This window comes from Brevibacillus sp. AY1 (assembly GCF_029870785.1).
GTDB lineage: Bacteria > Bacillota > Bacilli > Brevibacillales > Brevibacillaceae > Brevibacillus > Brevibacillus invocatus.
This window is the reverse complement of the sequence record NZ_JAFLPN010000026.1, coordinates 22,679-41,765: the sequence shown is the minus strand read 5'-3', so window position 1 is coordinate 41,765 and position 19,087 is coordinate 22,679. Positions and strand designations below refer to the sequence as shown.

General features: G+C 46.4%; 16 protein-coding genes, 2 pseudogenes and 1 CRISPR repeat array. Of the genes and pseudogenes, 4 read left to right on the top strand and 14 right to left on the bottom strand.

The genetic code is table 11. The features are described from left to right. Nucleotides 1–4 precede the first annotated feature (4 nt). Together JZI27_RS18265 and JZI27_RS18260 are read right to left on the bottom strand one after the other, a co-directional pair. Nucleotides 5–700, bottom strand: a complete 696-nt coding sequence (locus JZI27_RS18265) for a DUF2306 domain-containing protein (RefSeq protein ID WP_280208569.1) — start codon at nt 698–700, stop codon at nt 5–7. 23 nt (nt 701–723) lie between these two features. Further along, nucleotides 724–999 carry a hypothetical protein gene (locus JZI27_RS18260; RefSeq protein WP_280208582.1) on the bottom strand — a complete coding sequence of 92 codons (276 nt, stop codon included), beginning with the start codon at nt 997–999 and terminating at the stop codon, nt 724–726. 537 nt (nt 1,000–1,536) lie between these two features. Here JZI27_RS18260 and JZI27_RS18255 point away from each other — a divergent pair. Further along, the gene (locus JZI27_RS18255) at nt 1,537–1,710 is read left to right on the top strand and encodes a hypothetical protein (RefSeq protein WP_183185177.1); all 174 of its coding nucleotides are present in this window, start codon (nt 1,537–1,539) and stop codon (nt 1,708–1,710) included. Nucleotides 1,711–1,719: 9 nt separating this feature from the next. Here JZI27_RS18255 and JZI27_RS18250 read toward each other — a convergent pair whose 3' ends face one another. From JZI27_RS18250 to JZI27_RS18240, 3 genes and pseudogenes are all read right to left on the bottom strand, one after another. Next, the gene (locus tag JZI27_RS18250) at nt 1,720–3,972 is read right to left on the bottom strand and encodes a WG repeat-containing protein (RefSeq protein WP_280208567.1); all 2,253 of its coding nucleotides are present in this window, start codon (nt 3,970–3,972) and stop codon (nt 1,720–1,722) included. Between the two features lie 82 nt (nt 3,973–4,054). After that, nucleotides 4,055–4,792: a GNAT family N-acetyltransferase gene (locus JZI27_RS18245; RefSeq protein WP_280208566.1), complete on the bottom strand. Its 738-nt coding sequence runs from the start codon at nt 4,790–4,792 to the stop codon at nt 4,055–4,057. Nucleotides 4,793–4,893: 101 nt separating this feature from the next. Next, nucleotides 4,894–5,100 (bottom strand): annotated as a pseudogene (locus JZI27_RS18240) (beta-ketoacyl-[acyl-carrier-protein] synthase II); the annotation flags it as partial. Between JZI27_RS18240 and JZI27_RS18235 the strand changes: the two are divergent. Next, nucleotides 5,082–5,878 (top strand): annotated as a pseudogene (locus JZI27_RS18235) (helix-turn-helix transcriptional regulator). The pseudogenes JZI27_RS18240 and JZI27_RS18235 sit on opposite strands and share 19 nt — an antisense overlap. On the opposite strand, the gene JZI27_RS18230 reads toward JZI27_RS18235, so the two are convergent. Next, on the bottom strand, nt 5,812–6,240 hold the full coding sequence (locus tag JZI27_RS18230; RefSeq protein WP_280208565.1) for a DinB family protein: 429 nt from the start codon (nt 6,238–6,240) through the stop codon (nt 5,812–5,814). The pseudogene JZI27_RS18235 and the gene JZI27_RS18230 sit on opposite strands and share 67 nt — an antisense overlap. A gap of 38 nt (nt 6,241–6,278) precedes the next feature. Next, nucleotides 6,279–7,037, bottom strand: a complete 759-nt coding sequence (locus JZI27_RS18225; protein ID WP_280208564.1) for an alpha/beta fold hydrolase — start codon at nt 7,035–7,037, stop codon at nt 6,279–6,281. 124 nt (nt 7,038–7,161) lie between these two features. Here JZI27_RS18225 and JZI27_RS18220 point away from each other — a divergent pair, with 124 nt between their 5' ends. Then, entirely contained in the window at nt 7,162–8,121 is a 960-nt protein-coding gene (locus JZI27_RS18220) for a helix-turn-helix transcriptional regulator (protein WP_280208563.1), read from the top strand. Nucleotides 8,122–8,251: 130 nt separating this feature from the next. Here the strand turns inward: JZI27_RS18220 and JZI27_RS18215 are convergent, their stop codons facing one another. The 5 genes from JZI27_RS18215 to JZI27_RS18195 all read right to left on the bottom strand — a co-directional run bounded on the left by JZI27_RS18215 (nt 8,252) and on the right by JZI27_RS18195 (nt 13,787). Further along, on the bottom strand, nt 8,252–8,713 hold the full coding sequence (locus tag JZI27_RS18215; RefSeq protein WP_122910410.1) for a VOC family protein: 462 nt from the start codon (nt 8,711–8,713) through the stop codon (nt 8,252–8,254). Between the two features lie 567 nt (nt 8,714–9,280). After that, the gene (namA, locus tag JZI27_RS18210) at nt 9,281–10,306 is read right to left on the bottom strand and encodes an NADPH dehydrogenase NamA (protein WP_276330128.1); all 1,026 of its coding nucleotides are present in this window, start codon (nt 10,304–10,306) and stop codon (nt 9,281–9,283) included. Nucleotides 10,307–10,411: 105 nt separating this feature from the next. After that, nucleotides 10,412–11,317: an ArsR family transcriptional regulator gene (locus tag JZI27_RS18205; protein ID WP_280208562.1), complete on the bottom strand. Its 906-nt coding sequence runs from the start codon at nt 11,315–11,317 to the stop codon at nt 10,412–10,414. 97 nt (nt 11,318–11,414) lie between these two features. Continuing rightward, nucleotides 11,415–12,233 carry a HEAT repeat domain-containing protein gene (locus tag JZI27_RS18200; protein WP_280208561.1) on the bottom strand — a complete coding sequence of 273 codons (819 nt, stop codon included), beginning with the start codon at nt 12,231–12,233 and terminating at the stop codon, nt 11,415–11,417. Between the two features lie 126 nt (nt 12,234–12,359). Next, nucleotides 12,360–13,787 (bottom strand): amino acid permease, encoded by a 1,428-nt coding sequence (locus JZI27_RS18195; RefSeq protein ID WP_122910406.1) that lies wholly within the window; start codon nt 13,785–13,787, stop codon nt 12,360–12,362. A 218-nt stretch (nt 13,788–14,005) separates the two neighbouring features. On the opposite strand from JZI27_RS18195, the gene JZI27_RS18190 reads away from it, so the two are divergent. Next, nucleotides 14,006–14,623, top strand: a complete 618-nt coding sequence (locus JZI27_RS18190) for a TetR/AcrR family transcriptional regulator (RefSeq protein WP_251244488.1) — start codon at nt 14,006–14,008, stop codon at nt 14,621–14,623. Between the two features lie 310 nt (nt 14,624–14,933). Continuing rightward, a CRISPR array of direct repeats spans nt 14,934–16,797; the repeat unit is 36 nt; unit sequence GTGCTCAACGCTTTTCAGCATCACAGCTAATTTCAG. A gap of 262 nt (nt 16,798–17,059) precedes the next feature. Here JZI27_RS18190 and cas2 read toward each other — a convergent pair. Together cas2 and JZI27_RS18180 are read right to left on the bottom strand one after the other, a co-directional pair. Next, the gene (gene cas2 / locus JZI27_RS18185; RefSeq protein ID WP_122910404.1) at nt 17,060–17,350 is read right to left on the bottom strand and encodes a CRISPR-associated endonuclease Cas2; all 291 of its coding nucleotides are present in this window, start codon (nt 17,348–17,350) and stop codon (nt 17,060–17,062) included. Nucleotides 17,351–17,364: 14 nt separating this feature from the next. Next, nucleotides 17,365–19,017 (bottom strand): type I-MYXAN CRISPR-associated endonuclease Cas4/Cas1, encoded by a 1,653-nt coding sequence (locus JZI27_RS18180; protein WP_251244487.1) that lies wholly within the window; start codon nt 19,015–19,017, stop codon nt 17,365–17,367. Nucleotides 19,018–19,087 lie beyond the last annotated feature (70 nt).

Below are 19,087 nucleotides of genomic sequence, written 5' to 3'. Positions count from 1 at the left end.
TGAATTAAAGTCTCCTGGGCCTATCGAGATTTCTCTTATACGTGTTCGTGAACGCAAAAATCAGCGGAAGAAGCACCACGGTTGGCAAGAGCCAGATCCATAAGCTAGCAGCTTCAACCTGCAATAAACGCGGTATACCAAAGACCAAAAAAGCTGTCAGGGTGGAGATACAGCATGACATCATGCCTACAATATGTTCCACCACCCAATGAGACTTCTTCACCGGTACGGTCAGCCAATACAACAGCTGGGTTCCGCCAAGGAAAATTCCAAGCAATGGAAAGAACTGAAGCAACGCACGTTCGATAACCAAGCCGTACAGGGAAACGCCGATCCCTGAGCCAAAAAGGATGAGTGGGAACAGCAGATCACTCCATTTCCGATGAACCACCTGCCTCTTTTTATGATAGAGTACGCGTATGCCATACCAAGCGGTCGCGGAACTCAAAACAGCCACGAACAGCAGGAACCAGGAGTACGGGATGGCATCCGGGTCTGGACCAGCATCCCAAGCAATGCGATACATTCCCATAAAAAAGGCTGTCAAGGAGACGATTCCCATCGCTATCACATACAGCCAGCCTACTCTATGATGGGTTCGCCCTCCTTTCCTGGTCACGATCGGAATCCAAAACACACATAACGCAAAAAACCCGCTGACGATGTGAAGCCAGCGCATGATGTCAAAGCATAGCTGCACCTCTTCCCCTCCTGTCCAGATCTTCAGATAGGATCATGATAAGGCAAAAGAAGATGCGAAGCCGCGCAAACATTGCAGGCTATCCCGCAAATTTTTGCGGAGTCCCCATAAAAACAAAGCTCTGACCTTCCCTTGCTGTCCAGCTTCGCCAATATTTTCTTCAGCGTTTCGTGGATCATCAATAAAGCCATCAGAACAAAGCCAAGCATGATGAACGTGATGATTTCCTGTGTAAAAATCGAGACCACAGCCAAAATGATGGCATAGATGATATTCAAGCTGTTTTTAAATAGATCCATTTGTACAACTCACCTTTCTGCTCTCTTTTTCTGCTCTTGAATCTCGTGTTCTTCAACATAGTTTCGATTGGCGCTTCCTTCGTAGTAGTTCCTGATGTCAGACACAACTTCCAGATTTCACAGGGCACTCTACCTCATCTATCTGTTTTACGGTGGGGTCCTGATCGGCAGCTACGGTTAGCCGTTGAACCTCTTTTCCAAATAATCCAGTATATTGGCTCATCGTCTACTCCACATCCATTTCCTGCATCAACTCTTTGTCAGGATTATTCAACTGTACGGTGACCACATCTTCGCCATCGATGACGGATGTATGGACTACGGACACAGGTCGGTCGTCCTCGTAAGTTACGTCAGAAATCTGACCAGATAGATTTCTCTAACGCTAACCATCATCGCCATTGAGCGTATTACTGTCATTTTCTCATCACACGATCCTGGAAAAAAAGAGAGGAGCAGCTCGTTTCGAAGCCTGTTCCTCTCTTCGTTATGTTACCATAGAAAAAGCCTATCTCTCACAATGCGAGGTGACTTCCCATGAGTCAATTTGAAGCAGGTACATTTCTTGCCTATTTGGCGTTTTCCATCTTCTTTTTGGTAGCCTACAAGCTCCAGCAAATCTCCCTGTTCGCCCTAGTCATGCTTCTGGTTGCTACAGCCGTCGTCATCGGTATCTTCTACACGCTGGTCATGCAGTACTGGTACGCCTAGCCATTCTCCCTATTTGCCGGTACGGCTGGTTTTGAACAGCTCTTTTCCAAGTTCATCCAGATAGCCGAAATGCTGTTTGGTGGTAAACACGAAAGGCGGGGAGTCAACACCTGTCCAGAAGCTTTGCAAAAAGACGTGATCGGTTGCTTGAATGGATTCATACACGGGCTGCGTCATCGGGTTCAGATCCGTCGAAAGCAGTCCGTAAAGCCCCGTCTGCCGATCCTGAACCGCGATTGCCCGATCTTTTTCATCATAGGAGGCGACCAGCTGCATAGAGCGGTAATTTCCGTTTGTCTTTTTTTGCAGGGTATCTGTGTAGGCATCCCATCCACTGTCGTGCTTTACCAGAATGACGCCGAGCTGGGCGATTGTGTCGAAGCTGAATACTGCCTCCTCCAGCATGCGCAAGCCCTGTTCCCCAGCATCCGCCCACAAATCAAATCTTCCATCTGCTCGTGTCACGATCAAGAGCTGCTTATCTTTCAAAGTCCGTACCTGAATGTCTCGATAATCAAAAGGACTGATAGGCGTGAGCTGATCTCCTTCCAACTTCAGCAACGCCAACCCGGTCTGATTCTCTTTTTTTCCAATGCTGTAGACCTCGTCTCCGATCTTGACCAAAGTAACAGGCATTCCGTATGGCGAGTCCGGTTGTGCCAATACCTTCATTTCCTGCGTGAGGAGCTTGCCACCAGCCGTGAACAAGTCTGCCAGGTCCGAATCTGCATTCATTCCGACTACGAGATTGGACTGCTCATCCAGATAGAGAGCGCGCGTGTAGGCTTTGCCGATCTGCTGATCCGTCTCGCGGTCGATCAGAACAGTTTTGTTGTCCAGCGATACCCTTTTGCTGAGACGATCTGTCAGGTCTTGAACAAGCCACTTATTTGGATCAACCAGCTTTCCGTCAAAGCCGTAGTAGAGGATTTTCCCATCCGGTTCTGTGACTCTTACCTTGCCGTTATTTTGTTCATAGTGAATCACTCGATTTTGCTGTGGAGACAGGAGCAGTCCCTTTGTTTCCGAATAAAGACCGATTTTGTTTCCGTCCTGGATGCTGAGCATGCTGTAGCTTCCGAGGGTGGTCAGTGTATCAAACCAGAATTGCGGCTCCTCCATCGGCAGCTCATAGGCGGGAAGGAGTCCTTTTTTTCCATCTTGGCGGACGAGCAGTCGCGCCGCCGGAGGTCCTTCCACGCGTGGATATTGGAACGGAATGACCACATCTCCGCCTACTTTGACCACACCGTACATACCTGTTTGCAAATCTTGCCCGAGGACATAGTCATTGTGCACGATTTCAGCACCCGGCTTGAACGAATACGACCATGTTTGTGACGAGGAGTGATACGTGACCTTCCCAGCGCTCTTCGTACTAAACACTTCGTCCGTACCGGATTCAATCCCGACCTCGGCATAAAGCGGCTCAGCCAGCATTCTGCCATTGCGCCACAAACCAATGCCTTGCTCACCTTTTACTTGCACATACCCGTGATTCCAAAAAGTAAGCTTCTTGTATTTCGGCTCTAGCACATAGGTACCGCTGCTGTCTACCAGTCCTTCCTTGCCTGCTACTCGTACCCGGATGTAGGCTGACTTCGCTCCATCTTGAGGTAGGTATTCCGCATGGTTCAGGGTAAATTTCGGCTGCAGGGTGACGGGATCGTACAAGGTCAATTGATTGGCCGTTTGGGTCAAAACGTAGCGCACCTGTTTTTCTTTCGGCTCGTCCTCATTCTCTACGAAGGTCAAATCGGCGAAGGAAATTTTGCCTGCAAAAAGAGGAATCAGCACCTTGCCCGAGGGATCCAGCATCGTTGTTTTCTGTCCCCCCATGACAACGGCATCAGGGTAGGCTTCCGACAGAAAGTACGTATGGGCACCGACGAATTTCTCAGCAGAGAGCTGCTGGGTGGTCAGATTCAGATGTTGGAACCATCCTCCTTTTTGGACAATGGCGATCTTTCCGTCATTCGCCAGCTCGATGGAGTCCCAGATGACGGGGGTGAGCGTCTTGCCAGTCTTTCCATCCAGAATCCCATATTTCCCTGCTGTGCTCACCACTACATAATGCTTATATGGATGGATGCTATCGTAAATGGCTTTGGTGACCAGCTTTTCTCCATTGGTAAAGCCAATTTTGTTGTTGCTCAGGACATAGGGTTGAATGGTAGAAAACTCAGCCGCTTGCACAGGGAAGGTCGATACCTGTGCGAACAACAGAGCAGTCACGCCAATCTTGGCTATGCGGCTTTTCATGCTTTGCCTCCTCCTTCTCGTTGCTTCCAATACTTTTCAGACGTCGAGAAAAGGAAAAGGTTTCATAGGAGCGATTCCTATGCTACAAATCTTTGATGCGGTACCAATACGGATACACTTCCTGGTAACCCAGCTTCGCATAGAGTCCTAAAGCGGGCCGGTTATCCGCTATGACCTGCAAATAGGAAATCTCGGCTCCGTTATCCCTTCCCCATTGCAGCAGATGCAGAACCAGCTGCTCACCAAATCCCTGCTTGCGACAACATGAATCGGTGACGATATCGTAGAGACCGATATATCCGCTATCCAGCACGCCCAATCCGCATGCGACCACTTCGTTCTCATGATACAAAGCGATATAACAAGTTCGTGGAATGATCTTGCGCAGCGTCTGGGACATGGTTTGCTTTTCGCTACCGCTTTTTTCAGACAATCGGCAAAAGGCTTCCAGCCATTCATCCGTACATGCCTCGTACATCCGCACAGTCTGCGAGGCAGGCACTGCGACATCTGTCAGCGATAAGGCTTGGACACTGGTACGCCCATCTGCCCGGTATCCTTTTTTCGCCAGATAAAAATCCAGTCCCGCAGGCTGCGAAGACGGTGTCAGCTTGAAGATCGGCGGCAGCTGTTTGCTTGCGTAGCTGCTTTCACAGGCTTTTATTTTACGCTCCAGCTCTTCTTCGACCGGATAAAGCGGATAGACGGAATTCGCTCGCTTCGTATAGCCCGCCGCAAACCGCATGACCCAGCCGTCAGCGATGATGGTTTCCAAAGCAGGCCATGCCCGTATGGACAGCTCCTCTAGTTTTGTGATCATGCAGGTTCATCTCCTTCTTTTATATAAATTCATTCATCCGTATAAATATACACACTATACCATCATAAACCCTTCCATTTCACTCTGGAAGGGTTTGTTTGTTATTGATGATCGTACGCCTTCACCACAATGACGGCGTTGTGTCCGCCAAAACCAAAGGAATTCGATAACCCGATATTCAGTGAAGCTTCACGCGCTTCATTGGGTACATAGTCCAAATCACATTCCGGATCTTTCTGCTCCTGATTGATAGTCGGAGGAATGATATTTTGCTGAACGGTTTTCACCAATGCAATGGCCTCAACTCCAGGCTCTATCCGTTTTTCTGAAAGCAAAACGGGCCAAGCTCCTGCCTGAATCAGTTGGTTTGACTCCAGGCACCCGTCGTCGAACACCGGGGCTCAGACGAGAAGAGGTCGCCCAGCTGGCAGGCGTCAGTACAACCTGGTATACGTGGCTGGAATAAGGGCGAGACATCCGAATGTCACCCTCGGTATTGGACTGCATCGCAACGGCCTTACAGCTGACCATCGATGAACGGAAGTACCTCTACGCTTTGGCATTGGAATCCGGTACAGGCGTCACAGACAAAGAGGAAGAACCACCTACTGTCCTACCATCATCACGGACAGACGAACTTTTATTGTCGGATGGAATGAGGCTGCCGCCAATGTCTTTTTAGATTTTGGGCAAGTTCCCATGGAACAGCGCAATCTGATCCGACTGCTGTTCACAAGAAAAGAGCTTCAGCGGTTGGCGGTAAACTGGGAGCACTTTATTCGGGGCTATCTGGCCATCTTTCGCGCTTATTACGGCCAGTACGTGGAGGATGACTGGTATGATGCATTCATTGAAGAGATGAAGGCGGTTCATCCCGATTTCGAGCCTCTCTGGCAGCAAAGTGAGGTACAGTCTGCTCCTGAGGTACTGATTGAATTTCGCCATGCAAAAGCTGGCAAGATGCTGTTTCATTTAACCTCTGTGCAGGTTCAAGGAAGCGCTGATCTGCGTTGCAGCATTTACACCCCTGATCCCGATTCCCCGACAGAGGGCAAGCTGCGAAAATTAATGGAGCCAAAAGCATAGAGCAGCCCCGAAACACATCGTGTACTCGGGGCTTTTCTTATTCGTTCATGGTACGTAACTTCTATGGGTTCCAGGAGCCCTGCTGCTTGCCAATCACCCTGATCAGCCTCTTCCTTAAAAAAGGTAGCCTCATTCGTCTCCAGCTGGTCAACCGATTCTGCCAGAAAACGCTTCAGCCATCTTTCATTCCAAAACGTCAGGTGAGCCAGCAGCTCCCAGATGGAATGGTTAACCCCTTCCTTCCATTTTGCCTGCTCGGCTGTGAGTCCTTTTACGACTTCACTGACAGGCGGGTACCAGCCCTTTACATTGTGAAACAGCATGATTTGTTCCGCAAAAATGTGACTTTTTTTACTCGTCATCCGCATACTCCTCTGCTGGTTTGTCTACCGTCTTCACTCTAGCATATTTTGGTAATTTTTTGTTGATTACCCGAGATTGGATTCGCAAGCAGCAAACCCAGTAGCACGTCTCGCAGCTCAGCTGGATTACTGAGCATCGGCAAGTGACCCGAATTCAAATGAACGACCTGGTCCGGTGCGAAGTGACGAATCATTTTATCCTGCAAGGCCAACGAAAATTCCTTGTCCTGCCCAAGCCTGACGTAGTATCGAGGTACCTGTGGCAGTGGAGCGTCGATCCCATCCGTGTAGACCCGGACAGACTCGGGCACAAACCCTCGCACCACCTCTGCTGTCTGTTCTGCAGTCAAATCGTTGCATATCCCCGCACGGATGACAGACTCGGGCGGTCTCGTTCCGAGCTTGCGCAGGACCAGGGAGAAAATCATTCGCTTGATGAGGGGCAGTGTCGATAAAAAAGATCCTCCCCGCTGTGGAATTGCAGCACCAATCGCCACCAATCCCACCATGCGCCCCGCATATGCTTGTGCCACCTGAAGGGCGAGTGCTCCGGCCAACGAATGAGCCACCAGAATGAAGGTTGTAACACCCCATGCCTCGATCTGTTGTTGAATGCAAGAAACATAGTCATCGGCAGTGAGCCCTTTTCTCGTCACATCGTCGCCATCTCTCATGGGCAAATCGACCAACAGCACAGGATGTTCCCATCCGTCCACTACCTCCTTCCAAACACTTCCCCGTAGCCCTGCTCCATGAATAAAGACCACACCGATTTTCTCTTGACCTGACATTTCCATATCCGTTACCCCCTATCGAATGCTCCAAACGGAGTTGTTACCGTCACTATACCGTTTAAACAAGACAGATTTCGTCTTATTTACATGATAAAATGAAAAAAACTCCTTGAAGGGATGCGCGGAAATGCCAAAATCGCAACGGCTGATCCAATTAATCATGATGATCAACGCCAAGAAGAGTTTTACGGTGCAAGAACTGGCAGATGAGCTGGGCTTGTCCACTCGCACCATCACGCGAGACCTTCTGGAACTAAGCGAACTGGGTGTCCAGCTCTATTCGGTCCAAGGTCGGGGAGGAGGGTATCGCTTGCTGCAAGAGCGAATTCTGCCGCCGATCTCCTTTACCGAGAGTGAAGCACTCGCCATGTTCATCGCTTGTCAGTCCCTCGAATTTTTCGGATCGCTGCCTTTCGACGAAGGAGCCAGATCCGCTCTTCATAAGTTCTATCACTACCTGCCTGCCGATGTTCAGGAACAGATCGATCTGCTCAGGCACAAAGTGGCGATCTGGAGTCCGCAGCGTCCCATGCTCCCCGAAAATCTGCGTGTTTTGCTGCAAGCCCTCACACAAGGAGCTGTTGTCACGATCGAGTACAGCTCGAGCGAGGGTACATCCAAGCGTGATATTCAGCCTTTTGCCCTGTACGCCAGTGCCGGATACTGGTACTGTCCTGCGTATTGCTTCAAGCGACAGGATTATCGACTGTTCCGCGCAGATCGCATTCATTCTGCTCAATTGAATGAAGAAACAGCGGGTCTAGAAGAAGTGCACAAGCGGACATTAGTGGATATTCCTGATGAAAACTCGGAACAAGTCACGTTCGTCGTACATCTGACGAAAAACGGTGTACGCTTACTGGAATCCGATTCTTGGCTAGGGCAAGCGATCATACGCAACACAGATGGCAGTGGCAAGGCGGTGGTGCAGGTCGCTAAGAAACATATCCCGTTTAACGCTGATTTCTTCTGGAAAATGGGCACTGATGCCCAAGTGGCAGCGCCAGAAGAAGCCGTTGCCTACATCAGGCAGAAAATCCGTGACATGGCTGCTCTCTATGTTGCAAAGGATGGGCCTCATCCCTGATGGAATTGGATGTTCCCTTCCAAACAGCATGAGCCCTTCCTCCTTGCCTGATCATTAGCCATATCCTCGACAAAAATAACCCCCGATCTCAAACAGATAGAGGGTTAAAGGAATGTATTTCATTTTCAAATTATTGTTTCTTCAATAGTTCTTCCCACTCATGGAAAGACAACTTATCGGTAATATGTTTGAGATGATCGGGAACTTCAATATAACACATCAATTCAAGACTGTTTCCATCTGGGTCATCAAAATAGACGGAAGCATTCCCTTGATTCGGACGAATAAATGGGTCAATAGTGCTTCTTCTCCCAAATGGTACTGCCTTTACTTGAATGGATTCCAACCACTTCAAAGATTGCTTTAAATCGTCGTATGTTACCTGAAAAGCAATATGCCGCAAAGAAGGATGGTAAGAAGTCTGATACTCTTCCCCTTCCCATAAACCGATCCAGCTTTTTCCTTCCTCAATCCAAAAGAAGGCCGTGTCATCATCTCGCCAAGCAAATTTCAGTCCCAGTCTTGTGTAAAATTCAATGGAGACTTCCAAGTTTTTTACAGGTAAATGAGCCTCGTACAATCCTCTGATCAAGTAACATCCCTCACTTATCACTAATAGTTGTCAAGCTTTGTTGTTCCTCACCCTTATTTTTATCTGGATATTGTAAGGACCGATGATTGAAATTTTGTATCAAACACATTCACTCCCAGGTGTTTCGGGCAAATGAATGAGACTTACTTGCTTCACATAGTGCAACCAGATTACTTCTACATCCTGTGGGCTTGTTCTCCAGTTACTGAAAGCTGCCCGATCATTTTCACTGCAAGTTCTTTCTCGTCATCTAGGAGATGACCCAAAAAATCAATATATGCTACAGTCGGGTAATAAGTTCCTTTTTGCGCTCTCAGTTTTGGAAAAAGCTCATTTCCCGCAAAAGCAATGAAGTGACCGGCTGTGTGAAAACGGGCATTGGCCACCCTTAATAACGGATTTATTTCCAAAGCAACGTCATGTCCAAGTTGGAGATGTCCGATCGTAATCTCGCCATCGTGAAGAACGATACCATCTCTATTGCGACAGCGTTCACTTCAAATTCTGTTTGAACTGATACGTATCATACAGATAGCATATCTCCGTCTTCGTAGGAAAGAAGTTACCTTATTTATTCCAGATATATTCGTACGATGGCGGTGCATCAATGGGTACATGAAGTTCCTTTGCTGCCGTTTTTGGCCAGTAAGGATCTCTTAGCAATTCTTGGCCAATAAATATCAAATCAGCATGCCCTTGAACCAATATATCTTCGGCCTGTAATCCACTTTTGATAAAACCAACTGCCGCTGTATGAACCTGTACTTCTTTTTTAATCTGTGATGCAAAGGGAACCTGATACCCTGGACCGGGTTTTTCCGGAAAGTTAGGTGGAACGACCCATCCCGAACTGCAATCGATTAAATGAACACCCTGTTCTTTCATCATCTTTCCATAGAGAATATAGTCATTTATGGAACATCCTTCAGGGTGGTAATCGGTCGCTGAAATCCTAACAAATAGTGCTCCGTCCCATACCTTTTCAATTTCCTGGATGACTTCTTTCAGAAATTGGTACCTTTTTTCAGGATTGCCTCCATAGTTATCATCGCGTTTGTTCGATAACGGAGATAAAAATTGATTAATTAAATACCCGTGTGCAGCATGGAGCTCCAATACATCGAATCCAGCTTGTTTTGCTCGTCTAGCAGATTCTTTAAAGGATAAAATCACTTCATGAATTTGTTCTTCCGTCATCGCTTCAGGGACGATGCTGTTTTCATCGTAAGGGATTGCGGAAGGAGCCACGATCTTACCTGGTATTTTAGATTTTCTACCCCCATGACAGAGTTGAATCCCTATCTTGGCTCCTTGTTCATGCACCATTGTTACAAGCTCTTTTAAACCTGAGATTTGTTCATCTTCCCAGATCCCTAGATCATCCCGATCTGTTCTCCCATCGAGTGACACTGCGGTTGCCTCCACCATGATGAGTCCTACCTGTCCAACAGCCCTGCTTGGGTAATGAATTTTATGCCAATTCGTAACTTTTCCATCTTCTGCTTTGCAAGCATTCATGCCCATTGGTGACATGACTATTCGGTTTTTTAGAGATACACCACCAATCGTAATTGGCGAAAAGAGGATACTCACGTTACCACCTCATAAGTTGAACTGTATCTATGTTCAAAAAAAATTGAACTAAAGTATTAGTAACATAGTTCAGGAAAAATTACAACTATTCCCTATAATCTACATTTAATGAAAAACGTACGTTTCTAGCATCAACTTGACGTCATCAAAAACTCCCGTTCGTACTCCATATTTATCTTGGTTTGAAAAAGGAACATGATGGAGAGTGATTAAACCCGCTGTTCGCAACAAAGACAAATGATAATGCACGTTACTTTTCGACAACTCCGTTAACTCAACCAAGTCAGAAAAGCTTCTATTTCCTGATGCAAGGATTTTCAAGATACGGAGTCTCTTTTCGTCTGATAACGCTTTCGTCATTCTCATTAAGCCACTTGGAGGCATAAAATCGGTTACTTCCCTTGTCTCAACTGGATATAGAATGATCATGAACCCTTTATAATCATTAAATATGACATTCGCTGGTTTGGTATAATAGACAGGAACCAAGTATACTTCTTTCAACTCCGCGTGCTCTTCTACTACTAATCCATTGCATAGCATTTCTATCGTTTTTTCAGGGCCGAAATTCCTTAAGTAGTCATCAAATCGAACTCTTTCTTGAAAAAGAATTTTTTGGATGTCAAACTCCTGATCTTTGTAGTAGTTTGCATACCATTGGTTAAAAACAGAGATAACATTCTTTTTGATTTCCCCAATGTCATTTGGAACGTTGTCGAGTAAAAAGGGGGAAACTTGTTCAAATACCTCACCTGCTGTTAAGGAATCTAACCATTTTGTAACAGCATCCACTTTTGAATGGTCCGGACACCTCCAGATGAATAAAGCAATAAGTGGAAATGGTAATGATAGGCTATCCAATTCCGCCACAAAATCTATATCTAACTCATTCTTCACTTTTTTTACCCATTGACTGTCCAAATCAAATGCTTTCGAACATTTGTAATAGACCATCAAACTTGAAAGAAGATCATAAACAGGGCTTATGTTCAGTTTTAATTGGTACGACATGTTCTCGACCTCCTCCTTCTCATTTATCATATCAAAGTTATTTCAACTGATGAATGGGTAAAGTTCAATGGCATTATGGAATGTCTGCGATCCTTTCTTATTTTTCAAAGTGCTTGAGAAAGATTGCAGGATCTCGTTTCTTTACTGATTGCATTGTGCTATGGAATACACGTTTTACTATTTTTCTCTGATCGTTTGATAAAATTTTTAAAAGATGTATCGAATCCTCGATATATTTGATTCCCTCAGCAGACGAGAAAATTTTAATGATATTCCATCTCACATGTTCATTTTCTGAATGAATCCAAGTATTTAATCTATTGATAAGTTGTTTTGGATAGTATTTTAATAATCCATCCCCGATTGCAAACGCTCCTAAGTTCTTTTTCACATATATGTCTTCATCACTTAATAAGGGCTCGATCAAATCAATTAGTAGCTCTGCATATTGATCTTCCATTTTCCTTGCCGTGTATTTTACCGCTACTACTACAGCTCTTCTCACATTTGGTGAATCATTTTTCGTCCATTCCAGTAGAGTGGGATAAAAGTTTTTAAAGTTATGGGTTAAAACAATTGCACAGGCACTTGCAACCCACTCCCTTACTTCCCAGTCGGTGCTATCAGCTAGACGTAATAAAACCGAATTTACTTCTGCAGGATTAACAGCGTAGTGAGTGGCTACTATGATGGCCCCTAACTCTTCACCTGTCGGGCTTTTCGAATTCGAAAGTTGAATACCTACCTCGTAGATTGCCGCTGGTTGTTGTAAAATCTCTTCCATTATTTTTAATGCCATATTTTTCACTGATTGATTTGGAGTTGTTGCATGTTTTGTGACTTGCATATGCAAAATATCAAGCATTTCAGGAATATCACTTCTTACGACTGCTTCTTGAAATCGTTCTTTCCACAATGGACATCGCCTACTCTCTACTTGTTTAATGATAAAAGACAAGACCCTCCTGTCACAGGGGGGCCTTTGTCGTGTTGGTGAAGAAAGAACGGAAGAATCATGCTTTATCGTTCTTGCATTCTCCTATTAAAGCACTTGATCTCGCTGGCTGCCTTCAGTCATCTCTGTTCTGTTCGAGGCTGCCCTCTTCCAAAGCCAATACGCCAATGTGATCAGGATCATCCAAGGAACGCCGACGAGCAGCGTCATCTGGAAAGCATCCGTAAACCAAGTCGTGAACATAATGGCCAGCATGAGTCCAGCACCCAAGAGCGTCAGATACGGGAAGCCGATCATGCGGACAGGCAGTCTGCGCCCACCGGAAGCTTCCCATTTTCTGCGGAAGAAAAGGTGCGTGACAAAGATCATGAACCAGGTAAACATCGCGCCAAACAAGGAGATACCCATCATCAGAATAAACGATTCATCGGGGGCTACAGCCTCCAGAATCGCCGCAAGGGCAATCCCGATGGTAGACAAGGACAAGGCTGAAGTCGGAACTCCTTTCTTGCTCAAGGTACCAAAGCGCTTAGGCGCATAGCCTGCACGCGAAAGAGAAAACATCATGCGGGTCGTAATGTACAGCTGACTGTTCATGGCGGAAAGCGCGGCAATCAGCACGACGAAGTTCATGATGCCACCTGCTCCCGGAATGGAAAACAGCTCCATTACCTTCACAAACGGGCTCTTGTCCACCCCTGCACCCTTCCAAGGTACAATCGCCAGCATCAAGGTGAGAGTCAGCAAATAGAAGACAATCAAGCGGACAACCGTAGAGCGCAATGCTTTTGGCACAGCTTTTTCCGGATCCTGCGCTTCCCCTGCTGTCACCGCAATCATTTCAATACTGAGGTAGCTGAACAAGGCTACGATAACCGCAACCCACATTCCCCACCAGCCATTCGGCAGGAAGCCACCCTGGTCCGTATAGTTATGGAAGCCGATTTCTGGACTGCCACTGGTGCCGAATACTACATAAGCTCCTAATAAAATGAAAGATACAATAGCTACAATCTTAATCATGGAAAACCAGTATTCGACTGAACCAAACATTTTGACACTCGTTGCATTTACATAAATGAGGACGGCAGAAAAAAGAACGATCCAGATCCACCCGGGTGCTGTAGGAAACCAGTACTTCATGTACACCGCTACTGCCGAGATCTCTACCCCTACAGCCGCCACAATACATGCCCAGTAAGAATAACGTACGGCAAAGCCTGCCCAAGGATTGATATAGTGTTCAGCAAAAGCGCCGAACGATCCAGACGTCGGGTGCGCCACCGTCATTTCGGCTAGACATCCCATTAACAGAAAGGCAATGACCGCCCCAATCGCGTAGCTGATCAGTACGCTTGGACCAGCGAAGCCAATGGCAAAGCCACTTCCCAGGAAGAGGCCAGTCCCAATCGCGCCACCGATGGCAATCATCGTGAGCTGACCAGTCGTCAAACCGCGCTGTAGCCCACCTTCGCGATCCATAATTTTTTGAAATTGATTTGCATCTCCAGCCATATGAACCTCCTCCATGTGTGGGGGTAAATAACTGCTACTCATTTTTTCTAGATCACCCCTTTCCTTTTGTGTGTATTTTCTGTAAATTAAGATTATTACATCGGTGACTCCGTGTCAATGACATCTAATCGGCGAAATTTCAAAGGTGGAAGGTTCGCTGCCAAATCGTTGTCGCATTAGGGTTTTAGCTATTATTCCAACAAAAGAAAGGACATCCAATGAAAAAGTCCAGTGAAAAACTCCCTTCCCGTAAACTGCGCTCTCTGGAAACGAGAAAAAAACTGTTGGCTGCTGGACGTGAGCAATTCATCGAAAGCGGGTTTCAAAAAACAACGATTGCCCAGATCATCAAAAAGGCAAATACCGGCTACGGGACCGCCTATGTGCATTTCAAAGGGAAAGACGACCTCCTGATGCAGCTGATGGAGGAGGTCATGGATCGCTTTTACGAAATCGCTGAGCTGCCTTTTAAACCCCAATCCAAGCAAGAAGCCTACGACATCATTGAAAAGCAAGCCATCCTGTTTCTGGAAATGGCGAATGAAGAACGCAGCATGATGCAGGTGATCGAAGAAGCGATTCGACTGTCGGAGGATGTCAACCGCAAATGGAAGGATATCCGGGAGCGTTTTATCAAGCGCATTGCCCAAGATATCGCATATTCCCAAGCCAACGGTCTGGCCCGCTCCGATGTCGACCACAATCTGGTGGCCAGAGGCTGGTTTTTTGCGAATGAGATGTACCTTTGGGAGATCGTGAAGAACGAATACGGGTTTACCGTAGAGGAAATTGCTCATAATTTGACGGCGGTGTATACGGGTGGGATTTATGGCTAAATGGAGGTGCTGCCCCTAAAGCCATATTCGGATTTTTGCGCCCAGCTTTTAGGAAGTTTGAACACTAATAACGAACAACCCGTCCCACTCTTGATAGTGAAACGGGATGTTTTTCGTTCATTTTTCTGGTTCAGATACTGGAATTACCTTTGAATCATGAACATTATATACACCAAGGTGTTTTTCCAATGCATCACTTCTGATTTCAGTTGTGCTAGAGACGGCTTAGAGTATGACAGGTGTTCAACGTTTTTAGCATCACAGCTAATTTCAGTTTCAACCACTCGCACCCGTCGATCACGCTACGCTAGTGCTCAACGCTTTTCAGCATCACAGCTAATTTCAGTTCGGGTGCGATTGATGTGCAAAATATTCGGGCACAAGCGTGCTCAACGCTTTTCAGCATCACAGCTAATTTCAGACGACGGGCTTTCTTCCCGCATGGCATCTATGGCCTGGAAGTGCTCAACGCTTTTCAGCATCACAGCTAATTTCAGGTTAAGATTTGGCCAGATCTTCAAAAAGCCTTCGAGAAGTGCTCAACGCTTTTCAGCATCACAGCTAATTTCAGCCCTTCATATATGTATCCTTCTCTACATCGCTAATGTGCTCAACGCTTTTCAGCATCACAGCTAATTTCAGCAGATATGATGTATTGGGTATCACCAACGCCAATACGTGCTCAACGCTTTTCAGCATCACAGCTAATTTCAGGAGTGTGCATCGAGAAGAGACATGATAACAATAGCCTGTGCTCAACGCTTTTCAGCATCACAGCTAATTTCAGAAAACGGCAAGGAGATTTATGAGGGGGACATTGCCCTGTGCTCAACGCTTTTCAGCATCACAGCTAATTTCAGGACTGGACACTCAACGACGCTAAAACAATCAAAGTGTGCTCAACGCTTTTCAGCATCACAGCTAATTTCAGTTGTCTCCAGGAGGAGAAGTGATGTTTATGGATCTCACCCGTGCTCAACGCTTTTCAGCATCACAGCTAATTTCAGTGAGAGAATCTCTTTTATGCGTGATCAATCACTAAAAGTGCTCAACGCTTTTCAGCATCACAGCTAATTTCAGAGCAAGTCGAGATTGCCAAGACGGGCGGCGTTGCTGTTGTGCTCAACGCTTTTCAGCATCACAGCTAATTTCAGAGAATCGACAACCTACTATCCTTACAATGACCATTCTTGTGCTCAACGCTTTTCAGCATCACAGCTAATTTCAGCTGCGGTCGTCTTGCCCTCGTAGATCGTAATTTGTGCTCAACGCTTTTCAGCATCACAGCTAATTTCAGCCTCGTTTGCAGTTAGGAATTGCCAGAGTTCGTTTACTAGTGCTCAACGCTTTTCAGCATCACAGCTAATTTCAGTTGACGTTCCTGCACAAGCAGGGTGTAGATCTCTTGTGCTCAACGCTTTTCAGCATCACAGCTAATTTCAGGCATCGAACAGACGAGTGAGACGGACCTCGCCTTCCTGTGCTCAACGCTTTTCAGCATCACAGCTAATTTCAGATAAAGCAGGCCGTCGCCGCTGTCTGCTGGGATTTGTGCTCAACGCTTTTCAGCATCACAGCTAATTTCAGGTCTCTTTGTCGTGGGGGGGTCCCTTTTTTGTTTTTTGTGCTCAACGCTTTTCAGCATCACAGCTAATTTCAGCATCACATGGGGTGAGGAGTACAAACTCAGCATATATGTGCTCAACGCTTTTCAGCATCACAGCTAATTTCAGGTAGATCATACAAATTTACATAATCGAAATCTTCATGTGCTCAACGCTTTTCAGCATCACAGCTAATTTCAGACTGATCAACACTATGCCACCTTATTATAGGCGATCGAAGTGCTCAACGCTTTTCAGCATCACAGCTAATTTCAGAGTACAAAGCTGACTGTACCTGATTCCGCGCTTGATAATGGTGCTCAACGCTTTTCAGCATCACAGCTAATTTCAGCCGGAGAATCGACCATCACACTCACCAATTAGTACATTCGTGCTCAACGCTTTTCAGCATCACAGCTAATTTCAGGCTTTGCGCCATTATCGGACTTCGGGAAGAATGGGCAGTGCTCAACGCTTTTCAGCATCACAGCTAATTTCAGGCCAATCCGTTAGCCTATGCGCTTTCTAAGCGTTGTGCTCAACGCTTTTCAGCATCACAGCTAATTTCAGAGCACCCCCCTAAAACCATTACTATAATCGCATTCTTTACGATCAGATTCAAGCACTCCGAAGTATATGCTTGCTCAATCCTTTAAATCTCCTCTATTGTCCCAAACCAACCGTAAACCTATTGATAAATCAACACTCTTTTAGATTCAAGCATCTATCCGACCACATAAAGCGATGAAACCCTTGCCAGGCAAAGGACTCTGCTCATTTGAGAGGTTATTTAGAAAAGAAGGTACCTGATGCTTGAATTATCCATAGCAGCCTAAAACAATAGAAACCGCTCTTTCTCTACTTCCCATTTCTCATTCATATTAAAGACAAACACATCTTTCAATGCTTCCGGAAGTATCGGAGCAATCAGCAATCGATCTTCCTCTTCCAATAATTTAACCAGTTTCCAACGCATTTCTGCTAACTGTTTATCAGTTAAATGACATTTAAATACAGAGTATTGAACACGCTCACCATACCCTTTAACGAGCTTGTGACACTTACGCCATCTTTTCGCATCAGCGATATCATAACAAATGAGATATACTTGACGTTTTGGCATACCCTTCCACCCCCTTATCGCAATCGATTAAGTGCAAATAAGCCAGGGTGACCGGACCATTCTTTTTCTAGTAATCTTACCTCTAATTCCAATAGTCGCGCATAGGAAAGGGAGTATCCAATAACAGGGTGCTTCCATTTGTCCTGTTTGCGTCTTTCATAGAGAGCGATCGCTTTTTTTCTTCCTGTCTCATTCAGCCATACATGCTCTCCGGCGATCTCAAAATCAGTATCAACATCCCACTGCCCACGATGAATGGAGCCAAGCACGACCATATCGCTCAATGCTACCCGGAATAATTCCATCAGATCCAAGGCTAGTGGGTATGCAGAAGAACGAGGCTGATGATAGAAGCCAATAGTAGGATCCAGACCAACAGTCAGTATGGCCTGAACACAATCCCGATACAGCATGGAATAAAGAAAGGAGAGCAGAGCGTTCGCAGGGTCTTTCGGCGGTCGTCTGCTCCGATGGACAAAGGACATGCCGGATGATACATCATCTTGCGTCAGGGAACGCAGGCATGAAAAGTAGGCACGGGCGGCATTCCCCTCATAGCCAAGCAATTCCTCGTTACTTTTTGCTTGATGACTTTTGCGCAGCATCGTCTTGATCATCTGCAGGTCTTCTTCCAACATTACACGAGATTCGGTGCCCCGAGACATGCGCAGCATATACCGTAATTGACTCTCTATCTTTGCGGACACCAACGCAACGGATAATCTATGGGGTAATACCGGATCGGTCAAACCCTTATATTGTCTCAACCGTCTTTGCACGCCGCCAGCTGCGTTTGCCAGGCTCCCCATATACTTGCCTCCCCCTGTCATCCAATGAACGGCGACACCTCTCTGTGCACACAGATGCAAGGTTTGGGTTGTGATCTGTGAGGGGCCATGCAACGTCAACGATCCGACCTCGGCAAGGGGTATGCTGCTTTTGTTTCCATCTCTCGTCTCTACCACAATCGTTTCACCGCTTTTTCGAACTGTAGATCCAGGTGAAGTAACATGTACGTCTCTGGTCTCCTTATCCTCTGGGAACAGACGCAACGTTTCACGCTCTGGAGAAATGAGTAATCTCTCTTCTTCCGGCAGGCAGACAGGTGCCAGTGAACAACGGTTACAAAGGCGCTCGTTGGAAGTGATATCCGGTCTCAGCGGTGTTGCACGCAACTGTCGTGCCCGATCCACCGTATCGCGTACCCAGTCTCGTTCTCTCTGTGTAATGGGTACTTGAACTGTCCTTCGGTCTGTTCCGTAGTAGATACGACCTTCCCTGATGGATTGCTTGTGATGCTTTTCTAGGAGTAGGGCGTAAGCGGCAAGCTGCAAGATATCGGAAGGCCAGGCACCAGGAGTACCGTCACTTTCCTTGCGGGCTCTCCCTTTTTTGTACTCGAACGGAATCCATTCTCCCTTTTTGGAACGAACACAATCGATTTTGCCCATAATACCGAGTTCTTCATCTTCCAGAACAAATCGTTCTATCTCTGAATACTCCGGCACTAGCTCATGAAATCTTCTGCCATCGTAGACGCGAGCATCTGCTACCCGTATCTCCTCTACTTCTTCCAGATAAAAAAGTCTCTCGCAATATTCCAAAGCATGCAATGCCATGACGCGGATCAGCGGCTCTTTTTCCTGAATTCGTGAAATCTCCTGCATCTCCTACACCCCTTTTACCAATAGATGAAACATTTGTACTAGTTTCGCCTGTTTCGGGGTGTAGCAAACA